This window comes from Paenibacillus sp. FSL H8-0315 (assembly GCF_038005365.1).
Classification (GTDB): domain Bacteria; phylum Bacillota; class Bacilli; order Paenibacillales; family Paenibacillaceae; genus Paenibacillus_AQ; species Paenibacillus_AQ odorifer.
Map to the genome: position 1 here is coordinate 6043282 of NZ_JBBOTA010000001.1, position 20982 is coordinate 6064263.

A 20982-nucleotide genomic window follows, 5' to 3' on the forward strand; every position below is an offset into this window, starting at 1 on the left:
TTAGACAGAGGAAGGAAGAATACACAATGAAAGATCCCAGAATTCAAAAGCTGGCAGCTAACCTAGTCGGTTATTCCGTAAATGTCCAGCCAGGCGAGAACGTGCTCGTCGAAATGATTGGCAATGAAAGAGATTTAATCAAAGCTGTTGTAGAGGAGATCGGCAAGGCCGGCGGTCATGCTTTTGTACAATTAACAGATCGTACAGTCCTGCGCAGCATGCTTAAATACGCAACTCGTGAGAGTCTTCAGACATGGGCTGAAATTGACTTGAACCGGATGAAGCAAATGGATTGTTATATCGGGATTCGTGCAGGTGAGAATGTGAACGATCTGTCCGATGTTCCTGAAGAAAATATGAAATTGTATAACTCGTTGTACTCTCATCCAGTGCATAGCGAACAACGTGTGAAGCATACGAAGTGGGTAGTACTGCGTTATCCGAATGCGAGCATGGCTCAGCTTGCGAATATTAGCACTGAAGCGTTTGAGGACTTTTATTTCGAAGTGTGTAATTTGGATTACGCCAAGATGGACAAGGCTCAGGATGCTTTAGCTGATCTCATGCGCAGAACGGATAAGGTACATATTTTGAGTGCTGGAACAGATCTTAAGTTCTCGATTAAAGGAATCGGTGCAGAGAAATGCTCCGGGCAAAAAAATATTCCGGATGGCGAGGTTTACAGCGCCCCAGTTCGCGATTCTGTAAATGGAACGATCAGCTATAATGCACCGTCAGTATATAATGGAGTGACCTTTGAAAATATCAAATTTACATTTGAGAACGGAAAAATTGTTGAAGCCACCAGCAATGACTCCGCCCGTTTGAACGAAATTTTGAATTCAGATGACGGCGCACGTCATATTGGCGAATTCGCTATTGGTTTTAACCCTTACATTCTTCACCCGATGAATGATATTCTTTTTGACGAAAAAATCGCAGGCAGCCTGCACTTTACGCCAGGACAAGCATATGATGTTACAGATAACGGTAACCGCTCCTCCATTCACTGGGATCTTGTGTTGATCCAACGTCCAGATTATGGCGGCGGAGAAATTTATTTTGACGATGTATTGATTCGTAAGGATGGAATTTTTGTGTTGCCGGAACTCGAAGGTCTGAATCCTGAAAACTTGAAATAAAATGTAATAACAAGAAAACTCCTTGCACAAGTAAGCGGATTCAATGTATCATAAGAAATGATAACAAAAGACTAAAGTTTTATAATCAAGTTGCGGAGGGATTTCTATGTCCAGTAACAATGCGGCAATTGTCGATATTGCCCAAACGGCAGGCCAGTTCAACTCTTCAATCGTTCTTCAAGCGGACAACAAGTACATTGATGTTAAAAGTATCCTTGGTTTGTTCACTACTTTGGTATCCAGCCAAAGCTATGAGCTTCATGTTCATGGGGCAGATGCTGAAGAAGCTAAGAAGGCAATGACTGAAGTGTTTGCAAAACACGGTTTGAAATTCACAGTTGTTGCTGAGTAATAGTCGTGCTAAAAACGTCCTACCGGTTTTCGGTGGGGCGTTTTTTCTAGAAGTAGATACGAAACTTGATAGGATAACGCAGCAGGTTCTTTTAAATATATGGTTAGTATAAACTGAATTGTTGTATTGATACCGGATTTCGTCTAATATTAAGTAAAATAGTAAAAGCAGCTTAACTTTTGGACATGGGGGGGATAGAGGCATGACTTCATCGGAATTACAGGAACAGTATAATCTTAAAGCAATCAATCTTCTACAAGAAGATGCCGATAAAATTCAGCAACTTATAGAAGTGCAGATGGAGAATCTGGCAACACGCTACTGCCCTCTCTATGAGGAAGTGCTGGATACCCAGATGTACGGTTTCTCCAGAGAAGTGGATTTTGCGGTTAGAGCAGGTTTGGTCCCAGAGATTACTGGTAAGATGGTACTAAGTAAGCTGGAGCGTAACTTAGCAGTACTCTACGAGGCTTTGAACAACAAAGCGAAGGAAGAATAAATATCGGTTTCTTAAGTATTTATAGAAGCGCACATGAGGACGAATCGCTCATGTGCGCTTTTTGTTGTGTACAATGGTTAATAATGATTATACGAGATAGAAGGAGACTCCTAAAATCAGGTAGACCGTTAATAACAAGAGACCCTCATACCAGTTAGTCGAGCCGTCCTGAGTAATTGATTTGGCAATAAAGACAGCTACACCGATGGCGACAATTTCGATGGTCGTAAAAACTATGTCCATTGTATCACCCATGAAATAACTGGCGAAGATTAGGACAGGTGCTACGAACAGGGCGATTTGCAGACTGCTTCCAACCGCAATTTCTACTGCTGCACCGATTTTGTTCTTCATGGCCAGCATAATGGCTGCACTATGCTCTGCGGCATTACCGATGATAGCTACGAGGAACGCACCTACAAACAGCTCGCTGAATCCGAAACGTTCTGTCAAAGTCTCTAACGTTCCTACCAGCCACTCACTCACGAAGGCTACCATTACAGTGGCAAGCACGAGATAAAGGATGGATTTGTTTTTGGACCAAGCAGGGGCATGTTCATGAGCTAATTCTTCTTTACCCTCTTCTGTAACGTCCTCTAGATGTTTCTTATGCGTGATCATGGAGAAGATTAGCCAAGCTATGTACGAAGCGATGAGCAGCCCGGCAACGATTAAACTGAGCACATCGGTATCCTTCTCCGTAATAGAGTGGGTGGTAAAGAACATAGCGGGAACAAATAAGGCAATGACGGCAACGATCATCAGGGAGCCATTCATTCCGGCAAGGGTTACGTTGAAGTTCTGAACTTTGAACTTCATCCCGCCGGCGAAAATACTCAATCCTAGAACAAGCAACAGGTTGCCGATAATAGAACCGGTAAGACTGGCTTTGACCATGTCGAACAATCCTTCCTTAACCAGGAAGAAGGCAATGATTAGCTCAGCAGCATTGCCGAAGGTGGCGTTTAGGAAGCCGCCCAGTCGTTGTCCGGCATAATGAGCTACACTTTCAGTGGCCCGGCCGAGAAATCCAGCCACAAACACCACAGCGATTGCTGAGAGAATGAACTGCAGGGTATGATCCCAATCGGCATAATGGCCGATCGCACTAAGGATAAAGGCGATACCCATCAGTGATGGTGAAATCCATTTTTTCAATGTGAAGGCACTCCTATCTATGTATTTAGATTGAATTCATAATCAATATACCCAAATTGTTCCTAGGTGTAAACGAGAAAGCGATAAAGTGATTTGCTTTTTAGCCTGTTTTGGAATTACAATAATTGATAATGAGTGTAGGGGGGATATGGCATGGCAGAACAACTTCAACTGGAAATGGGAAATATACGAATTTCAAATGACGTCGTCTCAAAAATTGCCGGTTTGGCTGCCTTGGAGACTCCGGGAATTGCAGCCATGTCTGGTGGCCTGTCAGAAGGCTGGGCGAAACGTCTAAGCGGTAAGAACGTTCAGAAGGGCGTTACCGTTGAAGTAGGACAGCTGGAAGCAGCAGTAGATCTACGAATTATCGTTCTCTATGAAACACCGATCCACGAAGTGTGCCGGATGCTTCAGCAGAACGTACGTGAAGCTGTGGAGAGCATGACTGGACTTCATATTGTTGAGGTAAATGTCAAAGTTGAAGGCGTAGCTTTCAAGAATGATGAAATCTCTTAAAAAACTTGTACACAAAAAAGCAGTCCAAGGTTAATTCCCTGGGCTGCTTTTTTATGTGTAAATTCCCTAACCTCCGGCTTTATAAAGCTTACCGGGAACGAACCTGTCTAACCGTTGTTACAGATTTCGTTACTTCCTCTTTGGCAGGAAGGTTGGTTTCTCTTGAGATGCTTAGCATAATTCCCATGCACAGCATGCTGACAAGGAGTGAAGAGCCCCCGTAGCTGATAAACGGCAAGGTAACGCCGGTAAGAGGGATTGTATTGGTTACACCGCCGATATTGACAAAGGCCTGAATGGCTATGAGGCCCATAATCCCAATTCCGACGAGCGTACCAAAGGGATCCTTACACCTTAAAGCGATTAGAATACCTCGCCAGATAAAATACAGATATAACATCAAAAATATGGAGGTCCCAAGAAAGCCGAACTCTTCACCAATTACGGGGAAGATAAAGTCCGTATAAGGGTATTTTAGATAGTCCAGCTTTTGAATGCTTTTGCCGAAGCCGGAACCACTTACTCCACCTTGGCCAAGAGCGGTTAAGGATTGAATAATGTTATAACCATCACCCTCAGCAACCTGATAAGGATCTAAAAAGGCAACGATACGACCTTTTCTATAATCCTGAGTGTCAGTGGCTTTATCGGATGGAGATAAGGAATCAATCGCTGCTTTGGCGCCTACAACTAGTCCTACACCCAGCACTAGCAGTGCTATAGAGCCCAGAATATGCTTCATGCTGGCACCACCGGCATAAATAACAAGTCCGCTGGTAGCTACGAGAATGAGGCAAGAACCTAAATCCGGCTGCATCATTATAAGTCCGGCAACAATACCCACGATAACCATTACAGGGATATATCCTGTACGGAAATCTCTAAACCGTTCACCTTTTTTGGTGATGAGTGCTGAGATATACAGGATAATCGATATTTTGGCTAATTCGGTGGGTTGAATTCCAAGTTTTCCGATACTAAGCCAGCTCTTGGCACCATTAATTTTTTCAGAGAAGGCTACCACGAGCAGAAGTATAACGGTGATGATAAAAATAGGTACATACCACTTCTTAAACTTACTGTAGTGAATGTTCATAGCTATAAACATAACAACGGTTCCGAGTACGATCCAGATCACTTGGCGTTTAATGAAATATAGAGGGTCATTACCGAACTTCGAGCTTGCTAAGGTTAAGCTTGAGCTAGCACTGAAGACCATGACTAGACCGAAACCCACAAGTAGTAGTGTTAAGATAAGTAGTTGGAAATCGGGTGTTCCTCTTTTGGGCAGGCTGACATTTTGTTTCGTCGTTCCCTTTCTGTTACTCAAGCCTCTAACAGCTGCTTTAATTCAAGAATCCGCTTAGCAGCAGTGTCCAATACTGGTTTTGGCACCGGAGATTCATATTCCAGGCCATGAGGGAAGGTTGCTTTTCCTAAGTATACGGCTTCAATTGCAAGTACGGCATCAGACTTCTCTAGCTTTCCCTCGACAGCGCGAGTGTTAATGCGTAGGAAGTATTCGCCACCATCCTGTGGGTCTTCAATTTTGCAGTCGTAAGTGGCACGATAGTATTCCCATTGCCAGCGGATGAAGCCAGCTTTTGTGGCACTCTCGTCCAGATAGAGAAGATCACTCTTCAATCCTACGAGGCCCGTGTTCTCAAAAATCATAGCACGCATATCCCCCTTATGAAGTATAATGATGAATTTCTGATCCGATTGCTGATGTTCTACCTCATGATAGTATGTTTCTAAAGGTTGTGCAAGAGTAGGCAGTGCCTAACAATACCCAGTTTTTTGCGTTTCTGCTACAATAAAAGAATTATAGTCGTTCGCGGCTGGAACAAAGTGAACAGGACTGCTATCGCTTGCTATGGATGCGGGTTTATCGAGAAGGGGATGGAGAACTTATGAAGAGCTTAGCGGTTGATTCGCTCATGCCGGAGATCGTGGAATGGAGACGCCATTTGCATCGTCATCCGGAGTTGTCTTTTCATGAAAAGGAAACGTCAGCGTTTATAGCTGATAAGTTAGCCAAATTCGGAATTGAAGTCAGAAAAAGCGGGACAGGGTATGGTGTGCTTGGCATACTACGGGGAAAGCGGCCGGGGAAAACTGTGGTTCTTCGTGCGGACATGGATGCCCTACCTATTAAAGAGGAGAACAAGAAGGATTACGTTTCGCAAAATGAAGGGGTAATGCATGCTTGTGGACATGATGGCCACACTTCTATACTGCTCGGTGTAGCCTCTTACTACAGCAGCCGGCTTGAAAAGCTGGAAGGGGAGCTGCGTTTTCTTTTTCAGCCCGCAGAGGAAGTATGCCCAGGAGGGGCGCAGGGAATGATTGCCGAAGGCATGTTAGAAGGAGCGGATGCAGTGTATGGTCTGCATCTGTGGACTCCATTGCCTATGGGAACTGTAGGGAGTGCTCCGGGACCGTTGATGGCGTCTGCGGACGAGTTTTTTATAGATATCATTGGCAAAGGCGGACACGGCGGCATGCCTAACCGTACCATTGATAGCATCGTGGCGGGAGCGGCGCTGGTGACCCAGCTGCAGAGCATCGTAAGCCGCTCTGTGAACCCGCTGGAGCCTGCTGTACTCAGTGTCGGAACCATTCAAGGGGGATTCGCCCAGAATGTCATTGCCGAGCAATGCCGGATCACAGGGACAGTACGGGCATTCGACGAGGAGACACGGCATTTGATACGCCAGCGAATCGAAGAAATGACCGTTTCTATTGCCAGCGCTTACGGGGCAGAAGCTAAGATAGATTACGTTATGGGATATCCTCCCCTCGTAAATCATGATGGTGAAGTGCAGCGGTTTTTCGAGGTGGCCCCAGCGGCTTTAGGAGAATCTGTTGAAGTGATTCGGATGGAAAAGCTGATGCCAGCTGAGGATTTTGCCTATTATGTTAAGGAGATTCCAGGCTGCTTTATGTTTGTGGGTGCCGGAAATCCGGATAAAGAGGCTGACTATCCACATCATCATAGCAAATTTGATTTTGACGAAGATGCCATGCTGCACGGAATGAAGCTGCTCATTGCTATGGCGAATTCCTGTATGCGTGAGGACACAATCGTATAATTTCGTTTCATAGAGGAGAACCTATTCCCATAACATGGAGACCATGATTAGGAGGGTTCATTCTTGAAAACAGTGAAAGAGGTTATGACGAAGGAGCCTGCAACGGTTACGCTGCAAGATAATGTGTATGAAGTTGCCGTGAAAATGCGAGATTATGACACTGGATTTATACCTGTTGTTGATAATGAAGAACATAAGACACTGCTCGGCGTAATTACTGACCGCGATCTCGTGATTAGAGGTTATGCGGCTAAACATCCTGGTTCAACCTCAGTGGAAACTGTAATGAGTAAAGAGATTCAGACCGTCTCGGAGAATACTTCAGTAGATGAGGCTGCAGAGGTAATGGCTGGCTGTCAAATTCGCAGGCTGGCGGTGACACGTGACCAGAAGCTGGTGGGCGTAGTGTCGATTGGAGATCTGGCTGTGCGCGACATTTTTGCGGATGAAGCTGGTGAAGCCCTCCATGATATTTCGCAGCAGCATTTACATTAAATAGTCAGATAGGGAAGCTCATGACCGTTATGCGGGGATGGGCTTTTTCCTGTTATATGAAAATAAACAAAATTACATAGCGCAAGCTTAAATAACTTGAACACTAGGGAGGAAAAGCTATGAATGGATCAGGAGCTTGCATCGTACGCAGGGACCGGACAATTTTACTGGAATGTGCTCATCCGGATTTTGAGGTGGCAAGGAAAAAGCTAGGGATCTTCGCGGAGCTGATAAAAAGTCCTCCTGCTTACCATACCTACCGAATTACCCCTTTATCTCTTTGGAATGCAGCTGCGCTTAATTATACTGCTGAGGAGATTATCACTAGCCTGCATCACCTTGCACGCTGGGGTGTTCCCACAGGATTGGAGGAGGAAATTGAAACTCTTTTGTCCAGATATGGAAAGCTGACTCTTCATGGCCAAGAGACTCAGAATGAGGTCGTTATGTTAAGAACGGATGCTCCTGAGCTTTTGAATGAGTTGAGTGATGTACAAGGTCTAAAAGCGTTGGGTCTACTGAGAATAAATCCTCTGGAATGCTCGTGCCCCGCGGAGAATAGAGGGCTTTTGAAACAAGAGCTGATGAGATTGGGGTATCCAGTTCTCGACTACGCCGGATATCATGAAGGGCAAGCGCTTAGCTTGACCTGGAAGGAGAATCTCGATACCTGCAAGGCTGATTCGGCAAACGATTCATTTGGCTTACGTGAATATCAGCAGGAGGCCGTTCAGCTGTTTCAAGGGACAGAAGGACAAGGGGGAAGCGGTGTGGTGGTGCTGCCTTGTGGCGCAGGGAAGACAATTGTAGGAGTAGCAGTACTTGAAAGTCTCCAATGTGAAACCCTGATTTTAACTTCAAATACAACGTCCGTAAGGCAATGGATGGATGAATTGCTGGAGCGAACAGATTTGGCTGGGGAGGCAGTGGGGGAATATTCTGGTGAAAAAAGAGAAGTGCGGCCAGTCACCATTGCCACCTATCAAATATTAACGCATCGTTCGTCCAAAGACGGTCCGTTTCTCCATATGAAGCTGTTTAACGAACGCAATTGGGGCTTGATTATATATGATGAGGTTCACCTGCTTCCAGCGCCTGTATTTCGGGCTACAGCAGACATTCAGGCTACACGTCGACTGGGGCTTACAGCCACTTTGGTTAGAGAAGACGGGAAGGAAGGGGATGTGTTCTCTTTAATCGGACCGAAACGCTACGATTTGCCTTGGAAGGAGCTGGAGCAGCAGGGCTGGATCGCTGAAGTGGAATGTGTAGAGATCATTGTGCCCATGAATCCGGAGCTTAAACAAGAATATATGTACGCGGCGGCAAAAGAAAAATTTCGTATGGCTTCATGCAATCCTGCCAAAGCTGAAATTGTAGCCAAGCTTCTAAAGGTCCATACAGGTTCTTCGGTGCTGGTTATTGGACAATATCTCGACCAGTTAAGTGAACTGGCTGACAGGATCGGGGCGCCTTTAATTACCGGCAAAACGAAGCAGCGTGAAAGAGACGAGCTATATGCGGCTTTTAACGAGGGAGATATACAGGTACTGGTGGTGTCAAAAGTAGCGAATTTCGCGGTGAATTTACCTGACGCGTCAATTGCTATTGAAGTCTCGGGAGCTTATGGATCACGGCAGGAGGAAGCCCAGCGACTAGGTCGAATCCTCCGTCCCAAAGCGGGGGAGAATAAAGCCTATTTCTATACACTGGTATCTGAAGATAGCCGGGAACAGGATTTCGCTTTGCGCCGCCGGATGTTTTTGACTGAGCAGGGCTATGAATATGTCGTTAAAAAGATGCCGAGTGGAGAGGAGCGAACCATCCATTGAACCAGCTGTCTACAGAAGCATTAGAGGTCTTAAAGCGATTATGTGCAGCTTATGCTGCCCAGCCGTTTGAGGAAGGGAAGGAAGAACGATTGCGCCCTGTGGCGCTTTGTCGTGCTGAGCAAAAGCTTGCAATGAACGAATTGCGCCGCGAGGGGCTGTTAACTGCAAGGCATAAAATATTAGGCGAAAAGCTGTACCAGATTCCTGTTGATCAGCTGCCGGCAATTGAACAAGAATTTTTCCCATATCAGCCGCAATTCATTTCCGGGCATTTAGTGAGTCTTACCATGGAAGCAGGAGCCGGACTGGCGATAGATTTGTTTCGGGCTTTGCTGTTCACCGCTTGGGAAGGGTTGCCGCTGACAGCCAAGGGGATTATTCATAAAAAGCATCTTAACCGCTTAGCGGCGCAGCTCTCTTTTGGGGAGGAGCATTTGCAAGGGCTCTCCGTAGGTTCTCTTTTAGAGGAACAGAAAACACTTTCTGTCATAGCGACGGTGGATATTCTGCTGTGTCTTGGACTTATTCGCAGGCAGAGTGCCGGATACACGCTTGATCTGGAGCTGTTGGATCGTTGGCTGCAGCTTCCTGAAGCGACGATGAGTGACATTCTTTATGGGATTGTAATTAATCGCTCTGGAAGCGTGGGCCCAGCCGATCAACATTTTCGTTATATAATTTCTAATGCAGATTTTATCCCCGGGAAATGGATAATGCTGCCCGCACTATTAGACTGGATGATGGCTTCTAATCTCACAGGTAACGTTGCCCGTAATGAGCTTGAGAAGTCAAGCTTGAACTGGTTACGTTGTTTAACAGGCTTTGGCTGGTGTGAACTGGGAGAAACCGCTGAGGGCATGTTGTGTTTTCGCTGGACCGCTGCTAAGCCAATGCTATCTGCTGAGAGGGGATCATTCGCTGCTGTTGGGTCTGGAGATACACAGGAACAGTTTATTGTGCAGCCGGATTTCGAGGTACTGGTTCCACCGGAGGTCCCCTTTTCTGTACGATGGACACTGGCTGGCTGCGCTGAGCTCCAGCAAAGTGATACGATATGGAGCTTCCGGCTGACGAAAGAGAGGTTGGAACTTGCAGCTGAGCGTGGAATGTCACCGAATGACATCATCTCCTGGATAAGCGAGCATGCTCTGGGCGGGCTTCCTTCGGTGGTTCAAATGTCCCTTGAGCAATGGGCAAAAAGCATTGGCCGTACTTCACTATCGCAAGTAATTCTCTTGACCTGTCAGACGGAAGCCGATGGAGCTGCTATCGCAGCTCACCCGCGTTTACAGGAGAATCTTGAACGTATCGGTCCTTTACATTTCATAGTGGACCCGGAATACATGGAACAGATACGAAAAGAACTGTACTCCGCGGGGCTAGCGCCTTCCAGAATCATTGGAGGACAAGGGGAGGATCCAAACGTAGGGTGGAGTTGGTTTCCTCATGAAACAGGAAACCCCGAGGCAACGTATGTTCTTCCAGAGCTGAATGTAGAACTAGGATTGCTGTCCAAAGGGAATCCTTTTCTTAACCTGCCGGTTATTGCTCCTGAACAAGAGGAGGAGATTCTCTTCGGTGGAGAAAATGTACCGCAGATCTGGAGCAAAGAATGGCGGCATTATCATAGCTCGACTGCACAAAAGGTGATGGAGCAAGGGTTAAGATGGGGAGTCAAAGTGCGTTTTGCACTAAAAGATCAGATGTTAGATTTTATCCCTTCCCGCATAAGCGGAAATCCATGGAGAGTTTCCGGACAGCTGCTCTATCACGATGGTGAAACGGTTGAAGATATAGAGCTCACTCCGGAAGACTGGAAGGAAATGAAGTTAGTTATTCCCAAAGGACGAAGAAATTCCTCTTCTGCTCAAGCGAGTGATTATGGTATGATAGAAAAGTCTACTGAATCGGTAGATCATTAACGAAGAAAAGAGCTGAGTTCATGAGCGTAGCTGAAATAAATACGGTCGATATGGCTGAAGTGCTGACATACGCCTATGAATTAGGCGATATGATTAATCAATCCGCCGAGGTGTCGGATTACTTATACTGGAAAGGACGGGTTGATACGAACCCCGAAATTCAGGCCATGGTCAAACGACTTCAGACTAAGAAGGAGTTGTTTGAAGAAACACAGCGATTCGGACATTTCCACCCGAATTATCATTCAGCAAAGGATGAGGTTTCGGCAGTAGAAGCGGAACTGGAGCGGTTCGAAGAAGTTGTTCGTTTCAAGCTGGCAGAGAAGACCCTTGACGACATTCTGCATTCCATGTCGGAAGCGATTGCTTTTTCAGTATCCGATAGCATTAAAGTACCAAGTAATGATCCTTCCCCTAAAGGTGGATGCGGCAGCGGGGGAAAATGCTCCTGCGGATAAGCTTCCCTTAGGATTTAGAGAGAGAAAGGCGGTTTAGCTTATGTTTGCGGAACGGACAGGATACATCATTTGGGTAAGTGACGTTAAAGCGGCACGTAACCTTGAGAAATACGGAACATTACATTATGTTTCTCGGAAAATGCATTATGCAGTTATGTATGTAAATGCAGAACGGGCCGAGGAAGTTATGAAGAATGTCCGCAGACTCTCCTATGTGCGAAAGATTGAAAGATCTTATCGTAACGAAATTAAGACAGAGTATACTAGTAATGGACCGGACAAGTCCCGTAATTACAGTATGTGATTCCAGGAGATAAACAGGCGCTTAAACAGCGCCTGTTTTTTTTATGCTTATTTACAAAAAAACGCCATTACTCTCGACGGTAGAAACTTGTACAACTTTCGGCAATGAGGTAAGATGACAACATTAAGTGCATACTAAGACCCTTATGGTGGAGTGTGATGATGATGCGCAACAAGGGGACGGATTGGCCCAGCACTTATGAGCCCTTCCACATCATGCTGAACGATTACAGGGTCGCCGATATCGTTATAACCAATCATGCGAAGAGCCGTTATATGGACCGCATCAGCAATGGTGCAAGCAATGCCGAAGAGGTCGCTGCATGGATGTGGCAGTGCCTAATGCAGAATCGGATCAAGCCCTTTTCAAGCAGTGATTATAACGCATATTTAATTGACGATGACTCTGTAGTAATCGCTGAGTTTACGGAATTGACAGGTGAGAGAGATCTCTCAGGCCAGCCATTATATTCTATGATCATCGTTTCGTTTCTTGGGAGAATCTCGGAGATGCCACAGTTGAGAGATTTAAAGACCTATTTTTCACTGCTGCGTAATTCTCACCGCACAAAGCTGTCGAAGAAGAAACGAAGACGCAAATAGTCTATAAAGAAACGGGCAAGAGGCATGCGGCGAGTCTGCATGTCCTTTTTAAAAATATAAGAATTTATATACAGCACGATTATAATATTCTTAAGTTTCTACGAGAAACGATTGTCGTCTTTAAAGGACGTTCTTTTTGTAATATAAGGAGTTGCGAAGCATGAACTTTCATCAGCTGCATATTTTTTATACGGTCTCCGAGCGGGGAAGCTTCTCGGCGGCGGCGCAGACTTTACATATGACTCAACCAGCTGTGACCATGCAGGTACAGGCACTGGAGGATTATTTTGGCACCAAATTGTTTAACCGTTCCACCAAAAAAATCGTACTCTCCGAAGCAGGGCACACCCTGATGCCATACGCGCTGCGCAGTATTCAGCTGATGCGTGAGACGGATCAAGCGATGTCAGCATTCACACATATGCTGGAGGGGCGGCTGCAGCTTGGGGCGAGTCTTACGATAGGAGAATATGTGCTGCCACGGCTGTTAGGCCCTTTCGGAAAGCAATATCCTAACATTTCAATTATGATGAAAGTGATGAATACCTCGCAAATTATGGAGGAAATCCTCAAGCATCAACTGAATTTTGGTTTAATTGAAGCCCCGGTCACACATCCGGACATGGAGATCGAGCCCGTGATGGGGGATGAACTGAAGTTGATCGTGCCACATGATCATCCACTTGCGGAGCAGCAAGAGGTTACCTTGGAGCAAGTGCTTCAGCATCCTTTTGTATTGCGTGAGCAGGGCTCAGGAACGCGGCGTGTGATGGAGGAGCAGCTGTTCTCCAAGGGACTTGATCCGGGAACTATGAAGATCGTGATGGAGCTTGGAAGTACGGGAGCTGTGAAATCAGCGGTGGAAGCAGGTCTTGGCATAACGATCATATCGACCTCTTCGGTTAAGCATGAAGTTGCGCTGGGACTGTTGAAAATTGTGAATATCTCCGATGCCTCTTTTAAAAGACAATTCTACGCTATTCATCTAAAATCAACACTGCTGCCAATTTCTGCAGTAACCTTCCTGACTTATTTGCGTGAGCATTCGAATCAAATCTGATAGTTAAAGCGGGGGATATTACAATGTCAATTGTTCTACGTGGAGAAAAGCTAGTATTGCGCGATATTACAGAGGCTGATTTTCAGAAGCTTTATTATCACTATCATGAAGCTGAAGACCGTGAACACTTGAAATGGGATGGTCCCTATAAATCTCTGGCACATCAAAGATTCGAAAAGTTTACCGAGGACTACATAGGTCATTTGGCGTTAGTTGAGACGGAAACCCCGCGTAACCTGTTGATCATAGAAATAGACGGCAAGGTAAAGGGCAAAGTAGGGCGCTACTGGATATCGCAAGAAACCAACTGGATGGAGATTGGTATAGTAATCTTTGATTCTAGTTATTGGTCAGGTGGTTACGGTACGGAAGCGTTTAAGATGTGGATAGATTATTTATTTAATTCTCTTGATACAGTCCGTCTTGGAATAGGCACCTGGTCAGGGAATAAAAGAATGATCGGGTTGGCAGCGAAATGTGGCATGGTGGAGGAAGCTCGCGTCCGTAAAGCACGAATCGTGCGAGGAGAATACTATGATGCCATAAAAATGGGGATTCTGCGGGAAGAGTGGGAGAATGCAGGTAACCTATCTGCTAAGGATGTATGCGACCTCCATACCCATACTCAAGCCTCTGACGGCATGCAGCCGCCAGCGGAGAATGTACGGCTTGCTAAGGAGAAGGGGCTAAGCGCTGTTGCCATTACGGATCATGATACAGTAGCTGGCGTGAAGGAAGCCTGTGAAGCAGGAGAGAAGTACGGAATAACCGTTGTGCCTGGTGTAGAGATCAGTACGCGTGCTGGTGGCAAAGACATTCATGTGCTGGGCTATTATGTTGATCCTGAGAATGAACAATTTCTCTCACGTTTGGAAGGGCTAAGAGATACCCGGGCACTTAGGAATGAAGCGATAATTACCAAGCTGCAAGACCTTGGGATTGCGATTACCTTGGAACAGGTTATAGCGGGGATCGGGCGGGAATTGAAGCCTGACGAAAGCATCGGCCGGCCACATATTGCCGACGAGCTGGTTCGGCTTGGGGCAGCTACCGATATGAGAGATGCCTTCAACAAGTATTTGGCCGAGGATGCAGCAGCCTATGTGTCACCTCCCAGAATCACACCGGAGGAAGCTTGCGAGTGGATCATTGAGGCAGGAGGGTCTCCAGTATTAGCCCACCCGGGCTTGTACGGGGATGACCTTCTGGTGCGAGATATTCTGGAGCAAGGCGCTTTTAAAGGGATTGAGGTCTATCACTCTGATCATGGACCTGCGGAAGAAGAACGTTATCAAGTTATGGCTGAGGATTATAATCTGTTAATAACCGGAGGTTCTGACTTTCATGGTGCCCGTCAAGGCGTAATTTTTCACGGGGATATCGGCAGTGTTACGGTTTCTACAGAAGTACTGAAGTTTTTAAACAAGAAGGCATGAAATTAGTCGATTTGCGGAGCGAATTATAAAAACCTCCAGCCTTAGATGTTCAACATCTGCAGCTGGAGGTTTCTTTATATCTAGTAGTTAGCTTCTCAAAGTATTTGGAAGACTCTTAATTCTTTCCTCATTAGGTGTGACGAACAGTGTCTTTTGATGATCATAGATTACAAATCCCGGCTTGGAACCGCTTGGCTTACGTACATAGCGGATCAATGTACAGTCCACAGGCACACTGCTGGACTGTTTGGCTTGGCTGAAATAAGCGGCAAGTTGAGCGGCTTCTTCTAGCGTTGCATCTCCAAATTGCTCACTTCGGATGACCACGTGTGATCCGGGGATGTCCTTGGTATGCAGCCAAGTATCATTCGGAGAAGCCAGCCGATTGGTGACGTATTCGTTCTGCAAATTATTTTTGCCGACATAAATATCGATTCCTTCCGAAGAGGTGAAGACCTGTAATGTGGGTCTGGTGGCCTTTTTCTTCTTTTTACCCTTTTTGCTCCGGTCACGCAGATAACCTTGGCTTACAAGCTCGTCGCGGATCTCCTCAATGTCGTTGAGGGAAGCGTGGGCAAGTTGCTGCAGCAGACTCTCCATATACAAAATTTCCTCATGCGTCTTCAAAAGCTGTTCATTAATAACAAGCAGGCTGTTTTTATATTTGTTGTATTTTTTGAAATAACGTTGTGCATTGTCCGAAGGATTTAATAACGGATCGAGCGGAACCACCATTTCCGCCTGATTTTCATCATAATAATTGACCAAGGAGGCTTCTTTATCCCCTTTGGATACCGCGTGTAATGAAGCGAAAAGCAACTCACCCCAAATGCGGTAACGATCAGCATCCTGAGCTTCGTCGAGATCCTTCTGCAAATTCGCGAGTTTTTTAACGTTTTTGCTCCGTTCATTGCTGAGGAAACGGATCAAATCACTCACCCGTTGCTTTACAGTATCGCGCTCGGCTTTATCCCCGTAATAATCCTCCATACATTCACTGATGGAGTTGTAATGTTTCGCACTCTCACCCAGAAGTGTTAAGGGGATCGCAGAAAAAATCATTTTACCTTTTGCGTTTGCACCTGCAACAGGAGAAAACTCGTTATCGCATACGGGTCCCATTACGGAATGGAAGGCAACCCATAATTTTGTTGGAAACGCTGCTTCGGTTTCTGTAACTTCGCCTTTATCCAAGGTGTTTCTCAGACGAAGAGCAATTTCACCAGCAATCAGCGGGCTCATTCCGCTGAAAGCATGTACCATCCAGCCTACCGGGTCAGCTGAGGGAGATGGACCGCCAGAGCCGTCAGGTTTTTGCTCTACTGCTTCTTTTGTGATCAGATTAGCAAGCTCTCCCTCAATGATTTCTTCTGGCTCAGCTTTCTCCTCAACATCCTCTATCAGCGCAGCTTCTTCAGCAGCTGAGATTAAATTGAGAAATTGCTCCTGGCCGATTTCCAAAGGGTTCAGCTTATGCTGCTGAGGCGGCTCTGTGTAGGCGATGCCGGGCATCACAATCCGATAGCTGCTAATCGATGGAGTTACATGATGAATGCCGTCTATGATCGTTCCAGAGCTGAGATCAGTAAGAATGATGTTACTGTGCCGACCCATGAGCTCTATGATGATCTTTTTGGCAAATACGTCACCAAGCTCATCTCTAGTCTTGACGTTTATGTGAATAATTCGTTCCATGCCTACCTGCGTAATGCTTTCAATGGTCCCTCCCTCACAATGCTTCCGCATAAGCATGCAGAACATGGGTGCTTCCGAAGGATTAATGCTGTTTCTTTCGGTAAAATGCACCCGAGGATACGTAGGATTAGCAGAGAGCAGCAGCTTGCCGCCGCCACCTGCGCCGCGCAGGTTAAAAATTAAATCGTGATTGTTCGGTTGATATATTTTTCCTATACGTGCACCTATGAATGATTGCAATTCGTGCACGATAGCTTTGGTAACAATGCCGTCTAATGCCATGATAAAGCTCTCCTGTCGCCGTGAAATGAATTTCTTAAATATAAGAAAGTAAAAGTTTCACACAATACTTTATGTCTTATATTTCTCGCTCAAACGCCTACCTGTCCTTATAAGGACGCCAAAGACGTTTATGCTTACCTCTCTATGATGCCATACTTTAGGACATTCGCGCAAAAGGGGAATTGGATAGGGGTGATATTATTGGACGACCTTGAATACATTTGTCATGAACAGGTGGAAAAGCTGTGCGCCGCCGGAAGTAAAGAAACGACCGGGAGGGAAAGAAAAGTCATGGAACAAAACAGTTGGCACCGTCTCGGTGCAGAAGAGCTGCAGAAAATGTTCAATGTCCAGCCAAGGACGGGCCTCAGTGATGAGGAAGCCGCGGAGAGACGAAAGGAGAACGGGTACAACGAGCTGTCGGAAGGAAAGACAGTATCTCCGTTTACCCTGCTGTTGAACCAGTTCAAGGATTTCATGGTGCTTGTGCTCATGGGTGCAACGCTTGTATCCGGGTTGCTAGGCGAATACTTGGATGCCATCACGATCATCGCGATTATCCTACTGAATGGAGCGCTTGGATTTGTTCAGGAGTTTCGCGCCGAACGTTCGCTCAGAGCTTTAAAGCAGCTCTCCGCACCTTCTGCGAAAGTGCTACGTGGAGGGAATAGCGAGATTATCCCAGCCAAGCTGTTGGTGCCAGGCGATATTGTCTTGCTGGAGAGTGGTGATCGGATTCCTGCTGATGTACGTTGGTTGGAATGCAGTGCTCTATATGTGGAAGAATCCGCACTTACTGGGGAATCATTGCCTGTCTCGAAGCATTCGGAAGCGATCCGTGCAGAAGAGATTCCGCTTGGTGATCAGAAGAATTTAGGCTTCATGGGCACTATGGTAACCAGAGGAACAGGGAGAGCTGTTGTAATCCGTACCGGTATGAATACGGAAATGGGTAAGATAGCAGATCTAATCCAAAATACGGATTCTCAGGAAACACCTTTGCAGCACCGGCTTGAGCAACTAGGAAAGATTCTGATCTACGTATCTCTGGGATTGACAATTGTAGTTGTGGCAGCAGGTATTCTGCATGGACAGCCTGCCACCTCCATGTTCTTGGCTGGTGTGAGCTTGGCAGTTGCCGCGATTCCGGAAGGGCTCCCCGCTATTGTAACTATCGCGCTTGCGCTAGGTGTGCAGCGGATGATCAAACGCAAAGCTATCGTTCGTAAATTGCCGTCAGTGGAAACGCTGGGCTGTGCCTCGGTAATCTGTTCAGACAAGACAGGAACTTTAACGCAGAATAAAATGACGGTGACCCGATTATGGACGGGTGGACGTGGTCTTGAGGTAACAGGCGAAGGGTATGCTCCAAATGGACAGGTTCTGGAGAAAGGTAAAGCAGTGGATCTAAAACATGATCAAAGCTTACGGCGGATGTTGCAGGTCGGCGCATTATGCAGCAACGCGGAAATCATCGAGACCTTCCAGTCTGAAGTGCGAGGCAAACGCAAAGGGAAGGATAAGGATGCTATTCTTGAAAAGTCTGCAGACAACACTTCCGTTTGGGAACTGAAGGGCGACCCGACTGAAGGAGCACTCGTGGCACTGTCAGGAAAGATGGGTCTGACCGCTCAGACGCTTGCTGTAACCTACACTCGTGAACAGGAATTTCCGTTTGATTCTGAACGGAAGCTGATGTCTGTGATCGTAGGCCATCCTGGAGGACGGATGGTATGTACAAAAGGTGCGCCCGATGTACTGCTCAATCGCTGCTCATACATGCTTTGGGAGGGCGGTGTTGTGCCTTGTACGCCGACTTTGCGGCAAAAGGTGCTTGATGCCAATGAGCAGATGGCTTCTGGAGCCCTTCGTGTGCTAGGTATGGCTTACCGGGATATGCGTCCAAATGAACATGTGAATAGTGAAAAGGATGCGGAGAATCAATTAGTCTTTATTGGTTTGGCTGGAATGATTGATCCGCCACGTCGTGAAGTCCGCGATGCCATCAGCGTCACACGCCGGGCCGGGATTAAGACGGTTATGATTACCGGTGACCATGGAACAACTGCCGAGGCTATTGCTCACCAGCTGGGAATTCTGCAGCGTGGTGGAACGGTGCTGACAGGTGCTCAGTTAACCCGGATGGATGATGATGAGCTGGATAAGGTATCGGACAATGTGTATGTATTCGCCCGCGTATCTCCAGAGCATAAGCTTCGGATCGTTAAATCGCTACAACGTCATGGTCACGTAGTGGCTATGACCGGAGATGGAGTGAATGACGCTCCAGCCATTAAGGCTGCGGACATCGGAATAGCCATGGGTATCACAGGCACAGATGTGACCAAGGAAGCATCATCACTTGTTCTCGGAGATGATAACTTCTCTACGATCGTTGCTGCCATCGAAGAAGGCAGAAACATCTATGAGAATATTCGTAAATTCATTCGTTATTTGTTGGCATCCAATGTAGGAGAAATTCTGACAATGTTCTTTGCCATGATGCTCGCTCTGCCATTGCCACTCGTTCCCATTCAAATCCTTTGGGTCAATCTGGTGACAGACGGACTGCCAGCGATGGCCCTTGGCGTGGATCAGCCCGAGAAGGATTTGATGGAGCATAAACCGCGTGGTGCGAAAGAGAATATTTTTGCCCGCCGCTTAGGCTGGAAAATTATAAGCCGTGGACTCTTAATTGGCTTATGTACGCTAGGAGCATTTTGGCTAACTTTACGTATAGCACCAGACAATCCTGCACAATTGATTCGGGCACAGTCGGTGGCTTTTGCGACACTCGTTATGGCACAGTTGATCCACGTCTTCGATTGCCGCAGCTCGCGCTCAGTGTTCCACCGCAATCCGTTCCAGAATAAGTATCTAGTACTTGCCGTATTGTCATCAGTCTTACTGATGCTGGCCGTAATGTACGTGCCTGTGCTCCAGCCTGTCTTCAAAACAGTGCCGCTCAATTTCCGCGAATGGTGTCTGGTGTTTGTAACAGCGGGGATCCCAACCTTCTTGATGGGTGCCGGCAGTGTTTGGGGCGGCAAACGTAATCGTGGACGCAGCGGCAGTACGATGATAAAAAGTACAAAAATTTCAGCATAAAGTCAATACTAATGCTCCATTCCTAAAGGTATACTTGTTGCAGTTAACCGCTCATATGCTTGCGAAATGCTAAATTACACAGAACCTTAAGCTTAAGCGAATGCTAACATAATATAACCTTTAGGAGTGGACTTTTAATGGAATTTACAAAAATGCACGGCCTCGGTAATGACTTCATCGTTGTTTTCGGAGAGCAAGAGCTGCCAAGTAATGCAGCGGAGCTTGCTGTAACCCTATGCAACCGGTTCTTTGGAATCGGTGCTGACGGACTGGTATATATCCTTCCTTCTGAGCGTGGCGATTTCATGATGCGTATTATGAATTCTGATGGTTCGGAGGCGGAGCAGTGCGGAAATGCCATTCGCTGTGTCTCTAAATATGTATATGACCACGGACTGGTAAGCTCAGAGCAGATTGTAATAGAAACGATTGGTGCCGGAGAACAAAAGGTTACATTAAACGTGAAAGACGGTGTTGTGGAGACTGTAACCGTAGATATGGGCGAACCTGTATTGTCCGGTCTGCAAATTCCAGTATCTATTGATGCAGAGCCAGTGCTCTATCAGCCGATTGAAGCGGACGGAACCGAATTTACGTTCACAGCGGTATCCATGGGAAATCCTCATTGCGTGATTTACGTAGAAGATGCAGTGAATTTTGATCTTGCCACATGGGGACCTAAGCTTGAGGTACATCCTTTGTTCCCGAGAAAGGTGAACGTTGAATTCGCAACGGTGCTTGATCGGGGTAGAGTGGATATGCGCGTATGGGAACGTGGAGCAGGACCTACGCTTGCCTGTGGCACTGGAGCTTGTGCAACCCTTGTCTCCTCTGTGCTGAACGATCTTACAGACCGGGCAGCTTGGATTAGTCTAAAGGGCGGCGATCTCTATATTGAATGGAATGAAGAGGATAATCATGTGTATATGACTGGACCTGCTGAGGTCGTATTCACGGGCAGTGTAGCAATATAAAAAAATAACAAAAAAGGCAGTCCAAGAGCGCATTCTTGGACTGCCTTTT

General features: G+C 46.4%; 19 protein-coding genes and 1 pseudogene. 16 read left to right on the forward strand and 4 right to left on the reverse strand.

Annotated elements, in window-relative coordinates; translation table 11 throughout:
- The first annotated feature begins 26 nt into the window (after positions 1 to 26).
- The 3 genes from MHB56_RS26225 (at position 27) to MHB56_RS26235 (ending at position 1993) form a co-directional block, all read left to right on the forward strand.
- Positions 27 to 1142 (forward strand): aminopeptidase, encoded by a 1116-nt coding sequence (locus MHB56_RS26225; RefSeq protein WP_076136119.1) that lies wholly within the window; start codon positions 27 to 29, stop codon positions 1140 to 1142.
- A gap of 106 nt (positions 1143 to 1248) precedes the next feature.
- Positions 1249 to 1494 carry an HPr family phosphocarrier protein gene (locus MHB56_RS26230; protein ID WP_036686154.1) on the forward strand — a complete coding sequence of 82 codons (246 nt, stop codon included), beginning with the start codon at positions 1249 to 1251 and terminating at the stop codon, positions 1492 to 1494.
- A 202-nt stretch (positions 1495 to 1696) separates the two neighbouring features.
- Entirely contained in the window at positions 1697 to 1993 is a 297-nt protein-coding gene (locus MHB56_RS26235) for a YlaN family protein (protein WP_036686156.1), read from the forward strand.
- Between the two features lie 87 nt (positions 1994 to 2080).
- Here the strand turns inward: MHB56_RS26235 and cax are convergent, their stop codons facing one another.
- Complete coding sequence (gene cax / locus MHB56_RS26240) at positions 2081 to 3151, reverse strand: calcium/proton exchanger (protein WP_036686157.1); 1071 nt, start codon at positions 3149 to 3151, stop codon at positions 2081 to 2083.
- Between the two features lie 153 nt (positions 3152 to 3304).
- Here cax and MHB56_RS26245 point away from each other — a divergent pair, with 153 nt between their 5' ends.
- Positions 3305 to 3670, forward strand: a complete 366-nt coding sequence (locus MHB56_RS26245; protein ID WP_019911482.1) for an Asp23/Gls24 family envelope stress response protein — start codon at positions 3305 to 3307, stop codon at positions 3668 to 3670.
- 88 nt (positions 3671 to 3758) lie between these two features.
- Here the strand turns inward: MHB56_RS26245 and ftsW are convergent, their stop codons facing one another.
- Positions 3759 to 5000, reverse strand: a complete 1242-nt coding sequence (gene ftsW / locus MHB56_RS26250) for a putative lipid II flippase FtsW (protein ID WP_081388260.1) — start codon at positions 4998 to 5000, stop codon at positions 3759 to 3761.
- Positions 4997 to 5344: a YugN family protein gene (locus MHB56_RS26255; protein WP_036686159.1), complete on the reverse strand. Its 348-nt coding sequence runs from the start codon at positions 5342 to 5344 to the stop codon at positions 4997 to 4999. The genes ftsW and MHB56_RS26255 overlap by 4 nt, the downstream gene beginning before the upstream one ends.
- A 239-nt stretch (positions 5345 to 5583) precedes the next feature.
- Between MHB56_RS26255 and MHB56_RS26260 the strand changes: the two genes are divergently transcribed.
- The 10 genes and pseudogenes from MHB56_RS26260 to MHB56_RS26305 all read left to right on the forward strand — a co-directional run bounded on the left by MHB56_RS26260 (position 5584) and on the right by MHB56_RS26305 (position 14874).
- Positions 5584 to 6765 carry a M20 family metallopeptidase gene (locus MHB56_RS26260; RefSeq protein ID WP_341144185.1) on the forward strand — a complete coding sequence of 394 codons (1182 nt, stop codon included), beginning with the start codon at positions 5584 to 5586 and terminating at the stop codon, positions 6763 to 6765.
- A 63-nt stretch (positions 6766 to 6828) separates the two neighbouring features.
- A complete protein-coding gene (locus MHB56_RS26265; protein ID WP_076223876.1) occupies positions 6829 to 7260 on the forward strand; it encodes a CBS domain-containing protein in 432 nt (143 codons plus the stop codon).
- A 119-nt stretch (positions 7261 to 7379) separates the two neighbouring features.
- A complete protein-coding gene (locus MHB56_RS26270; RefSeq protein ID WP_341144186.1) occupies positions 7380 to 9092 on the forward strand; it encodes a DNA repair helicase XPB in 1713 nt (570 codons plus the stop codon).
- Positions 9089 to 11014 carry a helicase-associated domain-containing protein gene (locus tag MHB56_RS26275; protein WP_341144187.1) on the forward strand — a complete coding sequence of 642 codons (1926 nt, stop codon included), beginning with the start codon at positions 9089 to 9091 and terminating at the stop codon, positions 11012 to 11014. The genes MHB56_RS26270 and MHB56_RS26275 overlap by 4 nt, the downstream gene beginning before the upstream one ends.
- 20 nt (positions 11015 to 11034) lie before the next feature.
- A complete protein-coding gene (locus MHB56_RS26280) occupies positions 11035 to 11472 on the forward strand; it encodes a YlbF family regulator (RefSeq protein ID WP_076129134.1) in 438 nt (145 codons plus the stop codon).
- 40 nt (positions 11473 to 11512) lie between these two features.
- On the forward strand, positions 11513 to 11776 hold the full coding sequence (locus MHB56_RS26285; protein WP_036686170.1) for a YlbG family protein: 264 nt from the start codon (positions 11513 to 11515) through the stop codon (positions 11774 to 11776).
- A gap of 164 nt (positions 11777 to 11940) precedes the next feature.
- The gene (locus MHB56_RS26290) at positions 11941 to 12378 is read left to right on the forward strand and encodes a hypothetical protein (protein ID WP_076129159.1); all 438 of its coding nucleotides are present in this window, start codon (positions 11941 to 11943) and stop codon (positions 12376 to 12378) included.
- A 160-nt stretch (positions 12379 to 12538) separates the two neighbouring features.
- Positions 12539 to 13438 carry a selenium metabolism-associated LysR family transcriptional regulator gene (locus tag MHB56_RS26295; protein ID WP_076129135.1) on the forward strand — a complete coding sequence of 300 codons (900 nt, stop codon included), beginning with the start codon at positions 12539 to 12541 and terminating at the stop codon, positions 13436 to 13438.
- 23 nt (positions 13439 to 13461) lie between these two features.
- Positions 13462 to 13914, forward strand: a pseudogene (locus MHB56_RS26300) (GNAT family N-acetyltransferase); the annotation flags it as partial.
- A gap of 72 nt (positions 13915 to 13986) precedes the next feature.
- Positions 13987 to 14874, forward strand: coding sequence for a PHP domain-containing protein (locus MHB56_RS26305; protein WP_341088786.1), 888 nt, complete (start codon positions 13987 to 13989; stop codon positions 14872 to 14874).
- 87 nt (positions 14875 to 14961) lie between these two features.
- Here the strand turns inward: MHB56_RS26305 and MHB56_RS26310 are convergent, their stop codons facing one another.
- Complete coding sequence (locus MHB56_RS26310; protein WP_076189873.1) at positions 14962 to 16851, reverse strand: Rqc2 family fibronectin-binding protein; 1890 nt, start codon at positions 16849 to 16851, stop codon at positions 14962 to 14964.
- Positions 16852 to 17142: 291 nt separating this feature from the next.
- Between MHB56_RS26310 and MHB56_RS26315 the strand changes: the two genes are divergently transcribed.
- Together MHB56_RS26315 and dapF are read left to right on the forward strand one after the other, a co-directional pair.
- Positions 17143 to 19959, forward strand: coding sequence for a calcium-translocating P-type ATPase, SERCA-type (locus tag MHB56_RS26315; protein WP_076280363.1), 2817 nt, complete (start codon positions 17143 to 17145; stop codon positions 19957 to 19959).
- Between the two features lie 137 nt (positions 19960 to 20096).
- Positions 20097 to 20933 carry a diaminopimelate epimerase gene (gene dapF / locus MHB56_RS26320; RefSeq protein WP_076280823.1) on the forward strand — a complete coding sequence of 279 codons (837 nt, stop codon included), beginning with the start codon at positions 20097 to 20099 and terminating at the stop codon, positions 20931 to 20933.
- Positions 20934 to 20982: the final 49 nt, after the last annotated feature.